We start from the raw sequence: 16,914 nt of genomic DNA on the forward strand, positions 1-16,914 counted from the left end.
GCCTTGTGACGGATGCTTTTTCGCGAAAGATCGTGGGCTATCACGTCCATGAAAGCCTGCACACCGAGTCGGTCGCGCAGGCGCTGCGCCGGGCGGTGAAGCACCGTCGAACGGAGCAGCCACTGGTTCATCACTCGGACAGAGGCAGCCAGTATTGCTCGGGAATGTACCAGGAACTGCACGCGAAACACGGCATCAGGTGTTCGATGACGGACGGCTATGACTGCTACCAAAATGCCTTGGCAGAGCGGGTCAACGGGATATTGAAGACGGAGCTTTTGCTCCAGCGACCACAGGATTTAACGCAGGCGAAGAAGATGGTGAGCGAGTCGGTATCGATCTACAACCGCGAGCGTCCGCACCTGTCGTTGAAATACAAAACGCCCGATGCGATGCATCGGGCGTTAGGGTGAAACAGGTGTAAACCTATTTCAGGACTAGACATGGATTTTATTGCGCTGTGCGCCGTTCCTGTCCTTGGCTAAACTGCCTGATCTCTAGCCAAAAAGCCGCCCATCATGCTTCGTTTACTGTTCTGGATCGCCCTGATTGCCGCCGCAGTATGGTTCTGGCGCAAGTTCAAGGGCGCCGCGTCCGCACCGAACGCTTCCCGGGAGCAGGACGCGCCGCCGATGGTCCGCTGCGCCCATTGTGGCGTGCATATGCCACGTGACCGGGCGCTGGCCCTCGAACAACAGTGGTATTGCAGCCAGGCTCACCTCGAGCAAGGCCCGGGCACTCGTGATCGCTGAGGCGACGAGCCCGCGCGTCAAACAGACGCAGCGCCTGCTGCGTCTCTATCACCTGTACCGCCTGAGCATCGGCATCACCTTGGTGCTGTTGATCTCCAGCAACATGGACAACCGTTTGCTGGAGTTCGCCAATGACGACCTGCTGCGCAGTGGCAGCTGGTTGTACCTGGTATTGAACATCCTGCTGGTGGTGTTCCTGGAAAACACCCGCCGCCCTGCCCGCCTGTTCGGCCTGGCCCTGGCCGACGTGCTGTTGCTCTCCTGGTTGTTCTTCGTCGCGGGCGGCGCCCCCAGCGCCATCGGCAACCTGCTCATCGTCTCCGTGGCGATCGGCAACACACTGCTGCGAGGCCGAATCGGCCTGTTGATCGCCGCCGTCGCCACCCTCGGCATCGTCGGTTCGAGTTTCTTCCTCGGGCTGAGCGATACGAACCGTCCCAGCAGCTATTTGCAGGCCGGTACCCTGGGGGTGCTGTGTTTCGCCGCCGCGTTGCTGGTGCAAGGCCTGACCCGGCGCCTGGAAGCCAGCGAAACCCTGGCCGAGCAACGGGCCAGCGAAGTGATCGGCCTGGAAGCGCTCAACGCCCTGATCCTGCAACGCATGCGCACCGGCATCCTGGTGCTCGACCGGCAGCGCCGGGTGCAACTGGCCAACGAAAGCGCCCTGAACCTGCTGGGCATGCACGACCTGGTCGGCCAGCAGATCGACGACTACTCCAGCGCCCTGGTCGAACGCCTGCAACTGTGGCTGAACAACCCCAGCCTGCGACCACAGAGCCTGACCGTCATCGGCACCGGCCTGAGCCTGCAACCGAGTTTCATCGCCCTGGGGCATCACGAGCAGCACCAGATCCTGGTGTTTCTCGAAGATCTGGCCCAGGTGTCCCAGCAGGCCCAGCAACTGAAACTCGCCTCCCTCGGACGCCTCACCGCTGGTATTGCCCATGAAATCCGCAATCCCTTGGGCGCCATCAGCCACGCGGCGCAATTGCTGCGGGAGTCCGAGGAACTGAACGACGCCGACCGGCGTCTGACGCAGATTATTCAAGACCATTCCCAACGAATGAATCGCGTCATTGAAAACGTCTTGCAGCTGTCCCGTCGCCAGCAAACCACGCCGCAACGGCTCGACCTGCGGGCCTGGCTCGACCAATTTGCCCAGCAGGCCCGCGAAAGCGCGACCGAGCATCAGGCGTTGCACTTGAGCATCGATCCGGGCGACTACACCACGCTGATGGACCCTGACCAGTTGACCCAAGTACTCGACAACCTGCTGCGCAACGCCTGGCGCCACAGCGCGATGGCCCATGAACGGGCCGAAGCCTGGTTGAAGCTGTTCATCGCCCCCCACAGTCAGTTATCCACGCTGGACATCATCGACAACGGCCCCGGCGTGACACCTGAGCAGCAGGCTCATCTGTTCGAACCGTTCTTCACCACCAGCAGCCAGGGCACTGGCCTCGGGCTCTATCTGTCCCGTGAGCTGTGCGAAAGCAACCAGGCCCGCCTAGACTTCAAACCACGCCAAGGCGGCGGCTGCTTTCGCATCACCTTTGCTCACGGACGGAAACAGATTTGAATACACGCTCACGGCAACGAATCCTGATCGTCGATGACGAACCGGACATCCGCGAACTCCTGGACATCACCCTGGGAAGGATGAAACTCGACACCCGCAGCGCCAAGAACCTGGCCGAGGCCCAAGCCCTGCTGGCGGACGAGGCTTTCGACCTGTGCCTGACCGACATGCGCCTGCCCGACGGCACCGGCCTGGAACTGGTGCAGCACATCCAGCAACGATACCCTCAATTGCCGGTGGCGATGATCACCGCCTACGGCAGCCTGGAAACCGCCATCGACGCTCTCAAGGCCGGGGCTTTTGACTTCCTGACCAAACCGGTCGACCTGGCCCGGCTCCGGGAGCTGGTCACCAGCGCCCTGCGCCTGCCGCCCGTGACTACACCGGTCGCCACCCTCGAGCGCTGCCTGCTGGGCGATTCCCCGCCCATGCGCAGTGTGCGCAAACAGATTGAAAAACTCGCCCGCAGCCAGGCACCGGTGTACATCAGCGGCGAGTCGGGGTGTGGCAAGGAACTGGTCGCCCGGCTGATCCACGACCAAGGCCCCCGCTCCAACCGGGCTTTCGTACCGGTCAACTGTGGGGCGATTCCCACGGAGCTGATGGAAAGTGAGTTTTTCGGCCACCGAAAAGGCAGCTTCAGCGGCGCCATCGAAGACAAGCCCGGGCTGTTCCAGGCCGCCCATGGCGGCACCCTGTTCCTCGACGAAGTGGCCGACCTGCCGCTGGCGATGCAGGTCAAGCTGTTGCGAGCCATCCAGGAAAAAGCCGTGCGCGCCGTCGGCGGCCAGCAGGAAGAGGTCGTGGACGTACGCATCCTCTGCGCCACCCACAAGGACCTCGACGCCGAAGTCGCCGCCGGGCGCTTTCGCCAGGACTTGTACTACCGGCTGAACGTCATCGAACTGCGCGTCCCGCCCCTGCGCGAACGCCGCGAAGACATCGAGCTGCTGGCCAACCACATGCTCCAGCGCTTGGCAGCCAACACCGGCAGCCCTGCGGTAAAACTCCACCCCCAAGCCCTGGATGCCCTCCGCAACTACCGTTTCCCGGGGAATGTACGTGAACTGGAAAACATGCTCGAACGGGCCTACACCCTGTGCGAACACCAACAGATCGAAGCCGACGACCTGCGCCTGGCAGAGGGCAACCACGTCACCGACGCAGGCAGCCCCGATCTGGTGCAGGTCGACAACCTGGAAGACTATCTGGAGGGCGTCGAACGCAAGCTCATCCTCCAGGCTTTGGAGCAAACCCGCTGGAACCGCACGGCGGCGGCCCAGCGGTTGAAGTTGTCGTTTCGCTCGATGCGGTATCGGTTGAAGAAACTGGGGTTGGATTGAGCCTCGGGTTTTGAAGCTCTCGCTTGCTCCCTCGCCACAATGTCGCTCTGTGCGATCCGTTGACCTATGCCACTGGCACCCGCTCATCCAGCACGCGATTGGCCAATAGCTCGCTCAACTCAATCAGTTGCTGCACGCCCAACGCCACGTGCCGTCGTGAGCCTTCAAGCTCGAAGGCCAGGTCGCTGATGGTTGCGTTGGCTGATGCGAGGGTTTCGCTGAGGTTGGCGAGGAGGCACTCGACGTCAATGCCCTCCACGACGGTGAACAGTTGGCTTGAGGTGGATTTTTCTTTGGCTTCAGGTTGAGGGGCTAGGTAGTAGTCGAGGGCGCGCTTGGCGGCTTCATCGAGATTTTTGGGGTTAAGGCCGGTGTAGGGAGAAGGGTTGTTGGTTTCTGAACGTGATTGAGGTTTGTCACTCATTGCGGTACTCCAGCGAAAAATGGATTACCAAGGTTATGCAGGCCGCGACGCCCGGACGCTGAACTGGCAGCGACCGGGAAAGGTTAGCGAGAAGGCTTCCCACCTGGCAACCGCCAGAGATCGTCGGAAGATTCTGCCCGGATGTACGAGCATTCCCACAAATTCTGGTTGGCTGTCAGGTCCTTGTAGGTGTGTATATCCGTTTCTGCGGTAACGGCTACTAAAACTCGCCGAGGCGGCCTAGTAGCCGACCTGCTTTTTGGAGCGACCGCGTTCCCCCCTGTGGGAGCGGGCTTGCTCGCGAAAGCGGTGGGTCAGCATGCAGTGATTTTGGATGTGCCGACGCCTTCGCGAGCAAGCCCGCTCCCACAATTGGATCGGGGTATAGCCGATAGGGCCAGGCCGGCTGTTAGGCCGCCTCGCGAGCAAGCTTTGCTCCCACAGTCCCACAGTCCAGTTCCCACAGTCAGCCTGCCGCCAGAACCTACAACCGCCCCGCCGGCGCATACGGCGCAGGATCAATCACCGGCTCACGCCCCAACATCACATCCACAAACAACCGACACGACGCCGGCGCCAACACCAATCCATTACGGTAATGCCCACAATTCAACCAAAGCCCCGCAAACCCCGGCACCTCACCGATAAAGGGAACCCCCTCCGGCGACCCAGGCCGCAACCCAGCCCAATGCCCCACCACCTCGGCATTTGCCAGCGCCGGAATCAACTGTTGCGCCGAAATCTTCAGGCTCTCAAGCGCAACATCAGTCGGCGTCTTGTCGAAGCCCTCACGTTCCAAGGTACTGCCCACCAGGATATGCCCGTCACGACGAGGAATCGCATAACGCCCCTTGGCCAGGACCATGCTCGACAGAAAATCCGATGCGCACTTGTACAGGATCATCTGCCCCTTGACCGGCTCCACCGGCAGTTTCAGCCCCAGCGTACCAAGCAGCTCGCCACTCCAGGCACCTGCGGCCAGCACCACCTGATCGCCATGAACCGGCCCCGCCGAGCTGTTCACGCCCACTACGCGCTCGCCGTCGCGAATGAACCCACTGATCTCGCTGTGCTCATGCAACGTGACATTGGGCAGCGCCAGCAAGGCGGCCTTGAGGGATTTCACCAATCGCGGGTTGCGCACGTTGGCGACGTCGGCCATGTAGATCGCCCGGGAAAAACCCGGGCCCAGCACCGGCACCGCATCATGGACGCAAGAGATATCCACAGCCCGCAACGGGCGCCCTTCCCGCTCAGCCCAGGCCAGCGCTTCTTGCTGGTCATCCAGGTCCAGCCAATACAGCCCGGTGACATGCACCTGCGGGTCAATCCCGGTGGCTGCAAACAGACGTTGCCCCAGCTGTGGGTAAAAATCCTGCGACCAATGGGCCAACGCGGTGACCGCCGGGCTATAGCGCCAAGGGTACAACGGCGACACGATACCGCCGCCGGCCCAGGACGATTCCTGGCCGACACTGGAGCGGTCCAGCAGCACCACGCGTTGCCCTTCGGACGCCAGATTGAACGCGGTCAGCAGGCCGATGACTCCGCCGCCGACAATCACCACTTGCTGTTGCCTGGTCATGTATTGATTCGACTCATAGGACAGAGGGCGCAAGACCGCGCCCGAAACAAAGAAACCTAGCGCCCCCAGCAGTCCTTGGCGGTCAACCCGGTGGCGGCGTTGAGGATACCCCGTACGCCGGTATTGGTGATCGTGAAGTCACCGCATTTGTCCGTGGCCATGGACGACCCAGGCTTGCGCGCGGCGGTCAGGGTGAAGCTCTGGTCCGCCAGCGTCGGGGTAATGGTGTAGAAATCGTTACCGCCGCTCAAGCCCGTCACGATGGTGTTGTAGACATTGTTCTTCGAGTAGTAGCGCTCGAGAATCTGCGCCTGCTCCGACAACAGCCCGGCGATTTCGGTACGTCGGCCCTTCTTCATGTATTCGGTCAGGCTCGGATAGCCGATGGTGATCACGATACCGATGATCGCGATGACGATCATGAGTTCGATCAAGGTGAAGCCCCGGTTGAATCTGCGCATGCCCTTGCCTCTCACTGTATTTGCCGCCACATGATGCGTCGGCTGCCGCCTACTGATTTGCCCAGCAGATTGGTGATGCCACCACTGGAGTCGTTCACGACCATGTTGGTCGCGCCGTTGGCACTGACGACAGCGCTCAAGGTCGGAATACCCCCCGTGAACACCACGCCCGCCGAGATCGTGTCGAGGCTGTTGAGCGCGCCGTCGCCATTGGTGTCGAGCACCGCGTAGTTGAGCATCTTACCGTTGAACGCATCCACTTCGATCAGTTTGCCGGTGCCGAAGCTGACGCAAGGATCGGTGGTGTCCACCGCGGCGGTGGTAAAGACCACGCGCCCGAGCACCAGGTTGGCTGGGTTGATGACCCGTTCCCCGGTCAACGCGTTGTTGTACACCAGGGGCAGGTACCAGCCCTTCTTAGCAGGGTATGCCACGTCCGTCTGGCTGGTGGTCACGAACTGCCCCGTGCTGCCAGAAAACACACCGGTGATCGACTGGGCCTGCAAGCTCGATACGGTGATTTGCCCCCCACCGCCCGTGGCGTCCCATATCGAGTAGAAAGCCTGCAGATCCTTGTTGAGCTTGTCCGCTGCCTCGTTGAATTTGCCCGTACCGAAAAAAACCTGGGTGCCGCCCTGGGGATTGTCCGCCAGCAGCGGCTGCACGGTGATGGGCTGGGTAGCGCCACCGGGCGCGGTGAACAATGGCTGGCCTCCAAACGCCAGTCCCCACGACGTCGGGGACGTGCCGCTGAGGTCGAATTTCCACATCCGTCCCTTCAAATCGCCACCGTATGCGGCCTGCACCACGTTCTGCGAATTGACCCGAAGCTTGACCGACGACAGGCCGTTATCGGTCTCGCTGCTGTTGATGACGATTTTACGGATCAACGAACCGTCACGGATGTCCACCACGTACAGCGCCGCCACGCCGCTGTTGCTGCCGTAGCCATTGGCGATGAACGCCGCCCAGCGACCGTCCGCCAGGCGCGCGACTTCCGGACGTGCGTAGGCATAGCCCAGGTCATTGAAATTGTTGGCCGTGCTGGCAACAGCCGGCGCGCTGATTTCCCACAGCGCCCGCAACGCATTGCCCGCCGCCGCATCGAACAGTTGCACCGCATAGAACGCCTTGCCGCCCGCCCCAGTGCCGCCCAGGGCCAATGTTTTCCAGGCGCTGCCCGCCTGCACATCAAAAACGCCGACCTGCCCGTCCACCAGGAACTGGTGGCTCACGCCATTGACGTAATTGGGGTCGGCGATATTGTCCAGCGAGAGCAGCACGCTGGAAGGCATATAGGCGTAACGCCGCGTGCCGTTTGTACTGTTGATGACACTGAAGAAGCCGTCGTTGGCGTTCACCACCAGGCTGTCGTTCATGTTCGTCGCCTTGGTTGCCAGATAGGTGCTGTAGCTGGTGTCGTTCAGCAGATCCGAGGCGGTCTGGTCATTGGACGACGCCAGCACCAGGGGCGAGTTGATGATGTCCCCCAGTAATACGCTGCGCACCTTCAGGCCGGTCTTGTTGACACCTTTGCTCCACTCCACCAGATCATTGCCGGTGACACCCGAGGGCAGGCCCTGATTGAGGACGGTTTGTTGCGCGGCTGAAAAGTTGCCATAGGCCAAGGTCACCGGCGCGTTGGTCGCGGTGTTCCAGGATTGGTAAATCGGCGCCAAGGCGCTGGGCACGATCGCGGTGTCGGTGGTCCACTGTACCGCCGCCGTATCGACCGTGCCTGCGGACGTGAATCCAAACGCCCGGATGGTCCCGCGCCAGTCCTTGGGGTCATACGTGGTCTGATAGAAACTGGAGGTACTGGTTAGCGAAGCACCGTTGGTAGCGCCACCGCCCCCCGAGCCGGCCTTGGAGGTGATGTCGCTCAGCGCCGAAGACAAGGCCGAACTCAGGCCTTCGCTGTCAGTCGCCTGGTAATAGGTGCCGGCGCCGTAGCGGGCGGCATCGGACAACATCGGGCTGGCGGCGGTAAACCCCACGGTGTAGGTGTTGAGGTATTGCCGGGGGAAATCCGTAGCGTTCCAGCTCTTACCGGTGGCATCGGTGCCGGTGGAGCGCATGTCGATGTCGAAAGCGAACTTGGCTATGTCGTCCAGGTAAAGCGTATCGCCCTCCCCGTCGCCATTGGGATTATCACCATCGTTGCTGCTGATGCCATCCCAGTTGGGCAGGCGTGTCCCGCCCAGCGGGTCATTGGTGGGGAACGTCCGGTCATAGGTGGGCAAGCCATCGGTGATCACCACGCCGAAGTTTTTCTGGCACCGGTATTGGATCGGACTGGTGTAGGTGGTCGGGGTGGCGTTGTAATAAGGCGCCATGCCCCTGAAATAGCGGGTGACCTCGTAATAGCTCTCGGCCAACGGCGTATTCGCGACAGCGCCCAAAGCACTGATCGAGTTGATCAAGGCGGTGTAGTTGGTATTGGCCTGGGTCTGGGTGACGCTGCCGCTGACCGGCGACAGGTCGCTGACTGCCCGGGAAATAAAGCCTCCGGGGCCGGAATTGCTGCTATTGGGCGGGTTGAACGTGGCCAGGCCAATGCGCAAGGCACGGTTGTTGGTAACCAGGTCCGTGGACACATCCCGGGCGACATTGATTCGATAGTCGTTGGGAATCGTGCCGGTGGTGAAGTCCCGGTTCGAGCCGTTGGCCAGTGTCAGAAGATACGCCAGATATTGGGTGGTGTAGCGGGTATTGCCGCCGCCCACCGGATCCGGCAAGCGCAAGCAGACTCGGCCTAGATTACCCCGGTAGAAGCCGTACCAGCCGCTCGTACAATTGCCACGGAACAGGCTGCCCAGCAAAACGTTTCCATCGTCTGGATCCAGCGGTACACCTCCAGAACAACTCGTGCTGGAATTACAGTTGGAAATAGGGGGCCGCGGTACCGTCGGATCGAACCCCGACGCCCAGATGATGTTGTTCATACTCCCCGAATCGTCGATCAGCAGCATCACGTTTGGCGTAACGGCGGCCGCGCTCAACAAGGGCGAGTCCGACGGTGTGAATGCATAGGCCGGGGCCGCCAGATAAAGGCTGCATACCGCGCCCCATAACACCTGCATCCAGCGGCGAAGCGCCTCAGTATTTCGCATAGATGCTCTCCACCACGCTGCGCTGGTTATTGCCCATCACAGCCACCGCCGTGATTCGATACAGCGTCGCCGAGGTGTTGCTCGGCACGTTCACCGCCGTGAGCGTGGTGCCGATGTTCTGCACGCCATAGAAGCCGCCAGGCACCGCAACCCAGGTGACCCCCGAGGCTGAATTGCGCCCGGCTGCCGTCACAGTCGCCGACTCGGCCGGCGGCGCACATTGGGTCGCGGTGGTACACACGGGCAGGGAGTAGGTAGCGACCTGCACCGCACTCTCGCCCATCCGCAACGCCGCTTCGGCCACCTGGAAGGACTGGTTGCGCAACATGACGCTGCTGGTCATCTTTTCCTGGAGCGTCGCGCTCTGCATCGACGACAGGCCGATCAACGTCAGCAACAGCAGGAACACCAGGCTCACCAGCAAGGCCATGCCACGCTGGTGATGATTGATGGACGTAGGTTTCATGAGTCAGCCCTCACAACAGACGGTTGCGCAAAGCGGCAACCACGTTGAAGGTCTGCTCGCGCACGGCGTTCCTCGGATCGAAGAGCGTCAAGGTCAGGCGCACGCTGCGAATCAGTGCCGGGTCAGCCGGGTTGCTGCTGTAGCTGGACGCTGCGATGTCCGTCGCGCTGCCCGCTACACCGAAGGTCACGTTGAACGCGCGAACATTGTCGACCAGCACCGCCATGGCCGGGTTGGCAGGCCCGCCAGCGGCCTGAACCCCCATGAGCAACTGATTATTGCTGAAACTGTAGATCAGACGCCGTATCGGGAACGCCATCTGCCCGGCCGCCGGTGCCCGCGCGCCGGTGTAGGCGGTAGCCGAGGTGCGGCAATCGGAAACCACCGTCCAGGTAGGCGTCCCGCCACTGCCGCCCACATCGGCCGTCACCAGGGTCAGCTTCAGGTTGGCGTTGTCCCAGCGGATCGGCGTGATCTGGCTGGCATTGAAATCCCCTGCCGAGGACGCGTCGGTGATGGTCCCCAGGCAACCGAACATCCCGACCATGCGCAGCTCCTGGACCATTTTGCTCAGGGCGAACCGGGCGTCCTCCTGTATCACCGCCGCCGCCCCTTGGCTCATGTAGGTGTTTTTCGCCGCGATGAAAATCTGCACCACGCCCAACACGACAATCAGGCTGAGCACCAGCGCAATCATCAGCTCGATCAGGCCGAACCCTCGGCTATACCTGTTCATGGTGTCGTCGCCACCGGGTCGACGGCGACGCGGCTGGTCAGCACGAAACTGCGCCGCGCCTCGGCCGCGTTGGTGGTGTTGGCCGCCCGGGCGTCATCCCAGGAAATGGTGATGGTATAGACCCGCTGGCTCAGCGCGACAGTGCCGGTGGCGGTGGCGCCACCGAAGGCGATGATGTTGGTCTTGAAATCGTAGAGGTCCTGGTCGCGGGCCACGTTGAGGTTCGGCGCGCTGGGGGGTGTCACCGTGTAGTCCGCGCTGGAGTTGGCGCGAATGCGGTCCAGCAAGTCATAGGCAATGAAGCTGGCCTGGCTGGTCATGCGCGAACTGTCGGTGTACTTGAGGGCGTTGAGCTGGATCATCGCGGCGCCCAACAACCCCACGCCGAGAATCAGCACCGCCACCAGCACCTCGATCAGCGTCATGCCTCCCTGTGCGCTTTTCCTGGATTCCTTCATCCGCAACTTCCACCCAATACGATTCTTCCGTTGAGACAGACATTCAGCGTCCTGCTCTGTGTTCCCCGTACATAATTGAAGCTCACCGGTGTAGCCGGCGCCGACAACCCGCCCAGGTTGTTGAAATCAATCACGGTCACGTCTGAGGGTAGCGTCAGAGTCGCGCCGCTGCCCATCGCTGGAACAACCCGCAATATATTGGCCAACGTGCCAGTACCGTCATACACCGTCAGTTCGCCGCTCCAGGCGCTGCCCAGTACCGAGGGGCGAATCCGGATGGTCGCGCCCCGGTCGATGGCCTCCATCCGGGCGAAGTTCAGCGCCCGGCGCAAGTCACCAACCTCGGTGTCCGCCTTGGTGCTCTGCACCGCACCGGTAAAGGCCGGCACCGCCAGGGTGATCAGGATCAGCATGACGCCAAGGGCCACCAGTACTTCGATCAACGTGAAACCTTTTGTACGAAGATCCATCGATTCCCTCTGCCGCCGTCGGCTATACCTGCTTCTACACGCTAGAACAAACCCGTGCCCTGTGCTTGTGGCGAGGGGATTTATCCCCTCGCCACAATGATTTCACAAATCTCAAGGACCGTTTCACGCTCGCCAGGGAGGAAGCAACATGCACCAACAAGGTTTCAGCCTGATCGAACTGCTCATGGGACTGGTGATCGCCGCAATTGTTCTGTCGTGGGGCGGTTCCAGCTTCAGGGCGCTGGTCGAATCCACCGAACGCGTTGACGCCGCGCGCCTGTTGGCCAGCGGCTTGCGCATCGCGCGAAGCGAAGCCATTACACGCAACCGAACGGTGGCGATCAGAGGAATAGACAACGATTGGGGCCAAGGGTGGCAAATCAATCTGGATGGCGATGACCAGGCGTTACTCACACAGCGCAGCAGCGGCGCTCGCGTCATTGGCAACGGCGCGATGAAGGGTTCGGTCAGGTTCGCCGGCCATGGCCAGGCACTATGGCCCAGTGGTGCCTTTCATTCGGGAACGCTACACGTCTGTGGGAAACACGACCCGGTCAGTCACCATCAAGTGGTGCTGGCACCCTCCGGGCGCGTGAGCCTGCGCAGCGAAGTCGCCGAACAGGCCTTATGCGAAAAAGGGCTTAAAGCAAGGAGCGGACGCGCAGTTCCTTGGGCATCGAGAAGGTGATGTTCTCCTCACGACCGGCCAGTTCATCGGCACCGGTGGCGCCCCAGGCCTGCAATTGCTGGATCACCCCGCGCACCAGCACTTCCGGCGCGGAAGCACCAGCGGTGATGCCGATGCGCTCGACGCCTTCAAACCAGCTGCGCTGCATGTCCTCGGCACCGTCGATCAGGTAGGCCGGCGTGGACATGCGCTCGGCCAGTTCACGCAAGCGGTTGGAGTTGGAGCTGTTAGGGCTGCCGACGACCAGGACCACGTCGCACTCATTCGCGAGTTGCTTGACCGCGTCCTGGCGGTTCTGGGTGGCGTAGCAGATGTCATCCTTGCGCGGGCCGCCGATGGCCGGGAAGCGCGAACGCAGGGCGTCGATCACGCGACTGGTGTCGTCCATGGACAAGGTGGTCTGGGTAACAAAGGCCAGGCTTTCAGGGTTGCGCACCTGCAGGGCGGCGACGTCGTCTTCGTCCTCGACCAGGTAGATAGCGCCGCCATTGCTGGCATCGTATTGGCCCATGGTGCCTTCGACTTCCGGGTGGCCCTCGTGGCCGATCAGGATGCATTCGCGACCGTCTCGGCTGTAGCGCGCCACTTCGATGTGCACCTTGGTCACCAGCGGGCAGGTCGCGTCGAACACCTTCAGGCCACGGCTGACAGCTTCGGTGCGCACGGCCTGGGAAACCCCATGGGCGCTGAAGATCACGATGACGTCGTCCGGCACCTGGTCCAGTTCCTCGACGAAAATGGCCCCGCGGCTGCGCAGGTCCTCGACGACGAATTTGTTGTGGACCACTTCGTGGCGCACATAGATTGGCGGGCCGAAGACTTCCAGGGCGCGGTTGACGATTTCGATCGCCCGGTCCACACCGGCGCAGAAGCCACGGGGGTTGGCGAGTTTGATTTGCATGCTGTGCCTCGTGTCTTGCCTGTTGATCGAACGAAGGGCTCGAACACAATGGAGATACCTTGTGGGAGCGGGCTTGCTCGCGAAGAGGACCTTACATCCAACATCGATGTTGGCTGACACTCCGTCTTCGCGAGCAAGCCCGCTCCCACACTTGACCGGATCCGGTCAGTTACAACGCCTTGACCTCGAGAATTTCCACTTCGAAGTTCAAGGTCTTGCCCGCCAGCGGATGGTTGAAATCCACGGTCACCTGGGCGTCGTCGAAAGCCTTCACCACGCCCGGCAGCTCGGTGTTGGCCGCGTCGTTGAAGATCACCAGCAGGCCATGGGACAGCTCCATGTCCTGGAATTGGGAGCGTGGCAGGGTTTGCACGTTTTGCGGGTTGGGCTGACCAAAGGCGTTTTCCGGCGGCACGACCACGGTGCGCTTGTCACCGGCCTTGAAACCGAAGATCGCCGCCTCGAAACCTGGCAGCAGGTTACCGTCACCGACCTTGAACACCGCCGGGGCCTTGTCGAAGGTGCTGTCGACGGTGTCGCCGTTTTCCAGGTGCAAGGCAAAGTGAAGCTTCACTTCGGTGTGTTGAGCGATACGCTGCTCAGTCATGGACGGCTTCTCCGGTTTTCTTGCTCTTGAACATGTCCAGGGCGAGCATGATCGCGCCCACGGTGATGGCGCTGTCGGCAAAGTTGAACGCCGGGAAGTACCAGCGGTTCTGCCAGTGCACCAGGATGAAATCGATCACGTGGCCCAAAGCAATGCGGTCATAGAGATTGCCCAGGGCGCCGCCGAGCACCAACGCCAGCGCCACGGCCAGCCAGGTTTCGTCGCGGCCCAGGCGTTTGAGCCAGACCACCAGCACCGCACTGACCACAATGGCGATCAGGGCAAACAGCCAGCGCTGCCAGCCCGAACTGTCGGCCAGGAAACTGAACGCTGCTCCTGTGTTGTAGGCCAGGGTCCAGCTGAAGTAGTCGGGGATGATCACGATCTGCTGGTACAGGGTCAACGAGCCTTCGAAGTAGAACTTGCTGGCCTGGTCGATGACCAGGACCAGCACACTCAACCAGAGCCAGCCCAGCCTTCCGAAACGGCCCGCTGCATTAGGCATAGTGGCGAACCTCGCCAGTGCCGCTGATGTTGTCGACACAACGCCCGCAGATTTCCGGATGCTCCGGATTCACGCCGACGTCTTCGCGGCAGTGCCAGCAACGGGCGCATTTGACGAAGCTCGACTTGACCACCTTGAGTTTCAGGCCGGCCACTTCGGTGACCACTGCATCGGCCGGCGCCTGCACGAACGGGGCGACACTGGCGGTGGACGTGATCAGCACGAAGCGCAGCTCGTTGCCGAGTTTCGCCAGGTCGACGCCCAGGGTTTCTTCGGCGTAGAGGGTCACTTCGGCCTGGAGGTTGCCACCGACGGCCTTGGCCGCGCGCTGGATCTCCATTTCCTTGTTGACTGCGGCCTTGACCGCCATGACGCGATCCCAATAGGCACGGTCCAGCTCGAAGCCTTGCGGCAGTTCGGTCAGGCCTTCGTACCAGGTGTTGAGCATCACCGATTCGTTGCGCTCGCCCGGCAGGTACTGCCACAGCTCGTCGGCGGTGAACGCCAGGATCGGCGCGATCCAGCGCACCAGCGCTTCGCTGATGTGGAACAGCGCGGTCTGGCACGAACGCCGCGCCTTGCTGTTGGCACCAGTGGTGTACTGGCGATCCTTGATGATGTCGAGGTAGAAACCACCCAGCTCCTGCACGCAGAAGTTGTGGATCTTCGAGTAGACGTTCCAGAAGCGGTATTCGCCGTAGTGTTCCTGCAACTCGCGTTGCAGCAGCAGGGTACGGTCCACGGCCCAACGGTCCAGGGCAAGCATTTCGTCAGCTGGCAGCAGGTCGGTGGCCGGGTTGAAGCCGGTCAGGTTCGACAGCAGGAAGCGTGCGGTATTCCGGATCCGCCGGTAGGCGTCCGCGCTGCGCTGCAGGATCTGCTCGGAGACCGCCATCTCGCCGGAATAGTCGGTGGACGCCACCCAAAGGCGCATGATGTCGGCGCCCAGGGTGTCGTTGACCTTCTGCGGCGCGATCACGTTGCCCAAGGACTTGGACATCTTGCGGCCGGCCTCGTCGACGGTGAAACCGTGGGTCAGCAATTCGCGATACGGCGCGTGGTTGTCGATGGCGCAACCGGTCAGCAACGACGAGTGGAACCAGCCGCGATGCTGGTCCGAGCCTTCCAGGTACAGGTCGGCGCGCGGGCCGGTCTCGTGGCCCATCGGGTGCGAACCGCGCAGCACGTGCCAGTGGGTGGTGCCGGAGTCGAACCAGACGTCCAGGGTGTCGCTGATCTTGTCGTACAGCGGCGCTTCGTCGCCCAGAAGCTCGGCGGCGTCCATCTTGAACCAGGCTTCGATGCCATCGACTTCGACGCGCTTGGCCACGGCTTCCATCAGTTCGACGGTGCGCGGGTGCAGTTCGCCGCTTTCCTTGTTCAGGAAGAACGGGATCGGCACGCCCCAGTTGCGCTGGCGGGAGATGCACCAGTCCGGACGGTTGGCGATCATCGAGTGCAGGCGCGCCTGGCCCCAGGCCGGGACGAAGCGGGTCTCTTCGATGGCCTTGAGTGAACGCTGGCGCAGGGTGTCGCCGCTGGTGGGCTGCTTGTCCATGCCGATGAACCACTGCGCGGTGGCGCGGTAGATCAGCGGGGTCTTGTGGCGCCAGCAGTGCATGTAGCTGTGTTCGATGACGGTGGTGTGCAACAGCGCGCCGACTTCGGTCAGCTTGTCAACGATGGCCGGGTTGGCTTTCCAGATGAACTGTCCGCCAAAGAACTCCAGCGAGGGCACATACACGCCATTGCTCTGCACCGGGTTGAGAATGTCGTCGTTGACCATGCCGTACTTCTTGCAGGTCACGAAGTCGTCGACGCCATAGGCCGGTGCGGAGTGAACCACACCGGTGCCTGCGCCCAGTTCCACGTAGTCGGCCAGGTACACCGGCGACAAGCGGTCATAAAACGGGTGACGGAAATTGATCAACTCCAGCGCCGAACCTGGCGCGGTGGCCAGCACCGAGCCTCCGAGGTTGTAACGGGCCAGGCAGGATTCAACCAGCTCCTCGGCCAATACCAGCAGCTTGTCGCCAACGTCGACCAGGGCGTAGCTGAATTCCGGGTGGACGTTCAGCGCCTGGTTGGCCGGGATGGTCCACGGGGTGGTGGTCCAGATCACGATGGCGGCGGGCTTGCCCAACTGGCCCAGGCCGAACGCGGCAGCCAGTTTGGCTTCATCGGCGATCGGGAACGCGACGTCGATGGTCGACGACTTCTTGTTCTCGTACTCGACTTCCGCCTCGGCCAGGGCCGAACCGCAATCGAAGCACCAGTTCACCGGCTTGAGGCCCTTGAACACGAAGCCACCCTCGACGATCTTCGCCAGGGCACGGATTTCACCGGCTTCGTTCTTGAAGTCCATGGTCTTGTACGGGTTGGCGAAGTCGCCCAGCACGCCAAGGCGGATGAATTCGGACTTCTGCCCTTCGATCTGCTCGGTCGCGTAGGCACGGCACAGTTCGCGGGTCTTGTCCGCGCCCAGGTTCTTGCCGTGGGTGACTTCCACCTTGTGCTCGATCGGCAGGCCGTGGCAGTCCCAGCCCGGGACATACGGCGCGTCAAAACCCGACAGGGTCTTGGAGCGGATGATCATGTCCTTGAGAATCTTGTTCAGCGCGTGACCGATGTGGATGGTGCCGTTGGCGTACGGAGGGCCGTCGTGCAAGACGAACTTCGGACGATCCTTGCCAATTTCGCGCAACTTTCCGTACAGGCCAATGCTGTCCCAACGCTGCAGAATCTGTGGTTCGCGCTGAGGCAGGCCGGCCTTCATAGGGAAGGCGGTGTCCGGAAGGTTTAGCGTGGCTTTATAGTCGGTCATTT

General features: G+C 61.9%; 16 protein-coding genes and 1 pseudogene. 5 read left to right on the plus strand and 12 right to left on the minus strand.

From position 1 onward, the window contains the following. From J7E36_RS18200 to J7E36_RS18215, 4 genes and pseudogenes are all read left to right on the plus strand, one after another. Positions 1-441, plus strand: a pseudogene (locus tag J7E36_RS18200) (IS3 family transposase); the annotation flags it as partial. Between the two features lie 77 nt (positions 442-518). Next, positions 519-752, plus strand: coding sequence for a PP0621 family protein (locus J7E36_RS18205; RefSeq protein WP_215005733.1), 234 nt, complete (start codon positions 519-521; stop codon positions 750-752). Further along, positions 742-2,331, plus strand: a complete 1,590-nt coding sequence (locus J7E36_RS18210; protein ID WP_215005735.1) for a two-component system sensor histidine kinase NtrB — start codon at positions 742-744, stop codon at positions 2,329-2,331. Before J7E36_RS18205 ends, J7E36_RS18210 begins: the two co-directional genes overlap by 11 nt. Then, a complete protein-coding gene (locus J7E36_RS18215; RefSeq protein WP_215005738.1) occupies positions 2,328-3,674 on the plus strand; it encodes a sigma-54-dependent transcriptional regulator in 1,347 nt (448 codons plus the stop codon). The genes J7E36_RS18210 and J7E36_RS18215 overlap by 4 nt, the downstream gene beginning before the upstream one ends. Positions 3,675-3,738: 64 nt before the next feature. Here the strand turns inward: J7E36_RS18215 and J7E36_RS18220 are convergent, their stop codons facing one another. The 8 genes from J7E36_RS18220 to J7E36_RS18255 form a co-directional block, all read right to left on the minus strand. Beyond that, on the minus strand, positions 3,739-4,098 hold the full coding sequence (locus J7E36_RS18220) for a DUF6124 family protein (protein WP_215005741.1): 360 nt from the start codon (positions 4,096-4,098) through the stop codon (positions 3,739-3,741). Between the two features lie 484 nt (positions 4,099-4,582). After that, positions 4,583-5,683, minus strand: coding sequence for a glycine oxidase ThiO (gene thiO / locus J7E36_RS18225; protein ID WP_215005744.1), 1,101 nt, complete (start codon positions 5,681-5,683; stop codon positions 4,583-4,585). A 56-nt stretch (positions 5,684-5,739) separates the two neighbouring features. After that, the gene (locus J7E36_RS18230) at positions 5,740-6,144 is read right to left on the minus strand and encodes a type IV pilin protein (protein ID WP_215005747.1); all 405 of its coding nucleotides are present in this window, start codon (positions 6,142-6,144) and stop codon (positions 5,740-5,742) included. 11 nt (positions 6,145-6,155) lie between these two features. Then, complete coding sequence (locus tag J7E36_RS18235; RefSeq protein WP_215005750.1) at positions 6,156-9,257, minus strand: pilus assembly protein; 3,102 nt, start codon at positions 9,255-9,257, stop codon at positions 6,156-6,158. Continuing rightward, positions 9,244-9,723 (minus strand): pilus assembly PilX family protein, encoded by a 480-nt coding sequence (locus tag J7E36_RS18240; RefSeq protein ID WP_215005753.1) that lies wholly within the window; start codon positions 9,721-9,723, stop codon positions 9,244-9,246. Before J7E36_RS18240 ends, J7E36_RS18235 begins: the two co-directional genes overlap by 14 nt. Before the next feature lie 10 nt (positions 9,724-9,733). Further along, positions 9,734-10,459 (minus strand): PilW family protein, encoded by a 726-nt coding sequence (locus tag J7E36_RS18245; RefSeq protein WP_215005756.1) that lies wholly within the window; start codon positions 10,457-10,459, stop codon positions 9,734-9,736. Next, a complete protein-coding gene (gene pilV, locus J7E36_RS18250; RefSeq protein WP_215005759.1) occupies positions 10,456-10,917 on the minus strand; it encodes a type IV pilus modification protein PilV in 462 nt (153 codons plus the stop codon). The genes J7E36_RS18245 and pilV overlap by 4 nt, the downstream gene beginning before the upstream one ends. Continuing rightward, entirely contained in the window at positions 10,914-11,387 is a 474-nt protein-coding gene (locus J7E36_RS18255; protein WP_215005762.1) for a GspH/FimT family pseudopilin, read from the minus strand. The genes pilV and J7E36_RS18255 overlap by 4 nt, the downstream gene beginning before the upstream one ends. A gap of 148 nt (positions 11,388-11,535) precedes the next feature. Between J7E36_RS18255 and J7E36_RS18260 the strand changes: the two genes are divergently transcribed. Continuing rightward, positions 11,536-12,075: a GspH/FimT family pseudopilin gene (locus J7E36_RS18260; protein ID WP_215005765.1), complete on the plus strand. Its 540-nt coding sequence runs from the start codon at positions 11,536-11,538 to the stop codon at positions 12,073-12,075. On the opposite strand, the gene ispH is transcribed toward J7E36_RS18260, so the two are convergent. The 4 genes from ispH to ileS all read right to left on the minus strand — a co-directional run bounded on the left by ispH (position 12,029) and on the right by ileS (position 16,912). Next, positions 12,029-12,976, minus strand: coding sequence for a 4-hydroxy-3-methylbut-2-enyl diphosphate reductase (gene ispH, locus J7E36_RS18265; protein ID WP_215005768.1), 948 nt, complete (start codon positions 12,974-12,976; stop codon positions 12,029-12,031). The two genes, J7E36_RS18260 and ispH, sit on opposite strands and share 47 nt — an antisense overlap. A 169-nt stretch (positions 12,977-13,145) precedes the next feature. Beyond that, positions 13,146-13,583, minus strand: a complete 438-nt coding sequence (fkpB, locus tag J7E36_RS18270; protein ID WP_215005771.1) for an FKBP-type peptidyl-prolyl cis-trans isomerase — start codon at positions 13,581-13,583, stop codon at positions 13,146-13,148. Further along, entirely contained in the window at positions 13,576-14,088 is a 513-nt protein-coding gene (gene lspA, locus J7E36_RS18275) for a signal peptidase II (protein ID WP_215005774.1), read from the minus strand. Before lspA ends, fkpB begins: the two co-directional genes overlap by 8 nt. Continuing rightward, entirely contained in the window at positions 14,081-16,912 is a 2,832-nt protein-coding gene (ileS, locus tag J7E36_RS18280) for an isoleucine--tRNA ligase (protein ID WP_215005777.1), read from the minus strand. The genes lspA and ileS overlap by 8 nt, the downstream gene beginning before the upstream one ends. Positions 16,913-16,914 lie beyond the last annotated feature (2 nt).

This window comes from Pseudomonas fluorescens, from assembly GCF_018614775.1.
Taxonomy (GTDB): Bacteria; Pseudomonadota; Gammaproteobacteria; order Pseudomonadales; family Pseudomonadaceae; genus Aquipseudomonas; species Aquipseudomonas fluorescens_BY.

Bases quoted from the DNA above. Each gene is read 5' to 3' on its own strand.
- J7E36_RS18230 (WP_215005747.1), bottom strand. From the start codon at position 6,144: ATGCGCAGATTCAACCGGGGCTTCACCTTGATCGAACTCATGATCGTC.
- J7E36_RS18245 (WP_215005756.1), bottom strand. From the start codon at position 10,459: ATGAACAGGTATAGCCGAGGGTTCGGCCTGATCGAGCTGATGATTGCG.
- J7E36_RS18260 (WP_215005765.1), top strand. From the start codon at position 11,536: ATGCACCAACAAGGTTTCAGCCTGATCGAACTGCTCATGGGACTGGTG.
- ileS (WP_215005777.1), bottom strand. From the start codon at position 16,912: ATGACCGACTATAAAGCCACGCTAAACCTTCCGGACACCGCCTTCCCT.
- fkpB (WP_215005771.1), bottom strand. From the start codon at position 13,583: ATGACTGAGCAGCGTATCGCTCAACACACCGAAGTGAAGCTTCACTTT.
- lspA (WP_215005774.1), bottom strand. From the start codon at position 14,088: ATGCCTAATGCAGCGGGCCGTTTCGGAAGGCTGGGCTGGCTCTGGTTG.
- J7E36_RS18220 (WP_215005741.1), bottom strand. From the start codon at position 4,098: ATGAGTGACAAACCTCAATCACGTTCAGAAACCAACAACCCTTCTCCC.
- pilV (WP_215005759.1), bottom strand. From the start codon at position 10,917: ATGAAGGAATCCAGGAAAAGCGCACAGGGAGGCATGACGCTGATCGAG.
- J7E36_RS18205 (WP_215005733.1), top strand. From the start codon at position 519: ATGCTTCGTTTACTGTTCTGGATCGCCCTGATTGCCGCCGCAGTATGG.
- J7E36_RS18235 (WP_215005750.1), bottom strand. From the start codon at position 9,257: ATGCGAAATACTGAGGCGCTTCGCCGCTGGATGCAGGTGTTATGGGGC.
- J7E36_RS18240 (WP_215005753.1), bottom strand. From the start codon at position 9,723: ATGAAACCTACGTCCATCAATCATCACCAGCGTGGCATGGCCTTGCTG.
- thiO (WP_215005744.1), bottom strand. From the start codon at position 5,683: ATGACCAGGCAACAGCAAGTGGTGATTGTCGGCGGCGGAGTCATCGGC.
- ispH (WP_215005768.1), bottom strand. From the start codon at position 12,976: ATGCAAATCAAACTCGCCAACCCCCGTGGCTTCTGCGCCGGTGTGGAC.
- J7E36_RS18255 (WP_215005762.1), bottom strand. From the start codon at position 11,387: ATGGATCTTCGTACAAAAGGTTTCACGTTGATCGAAGTACTGGTGGCC.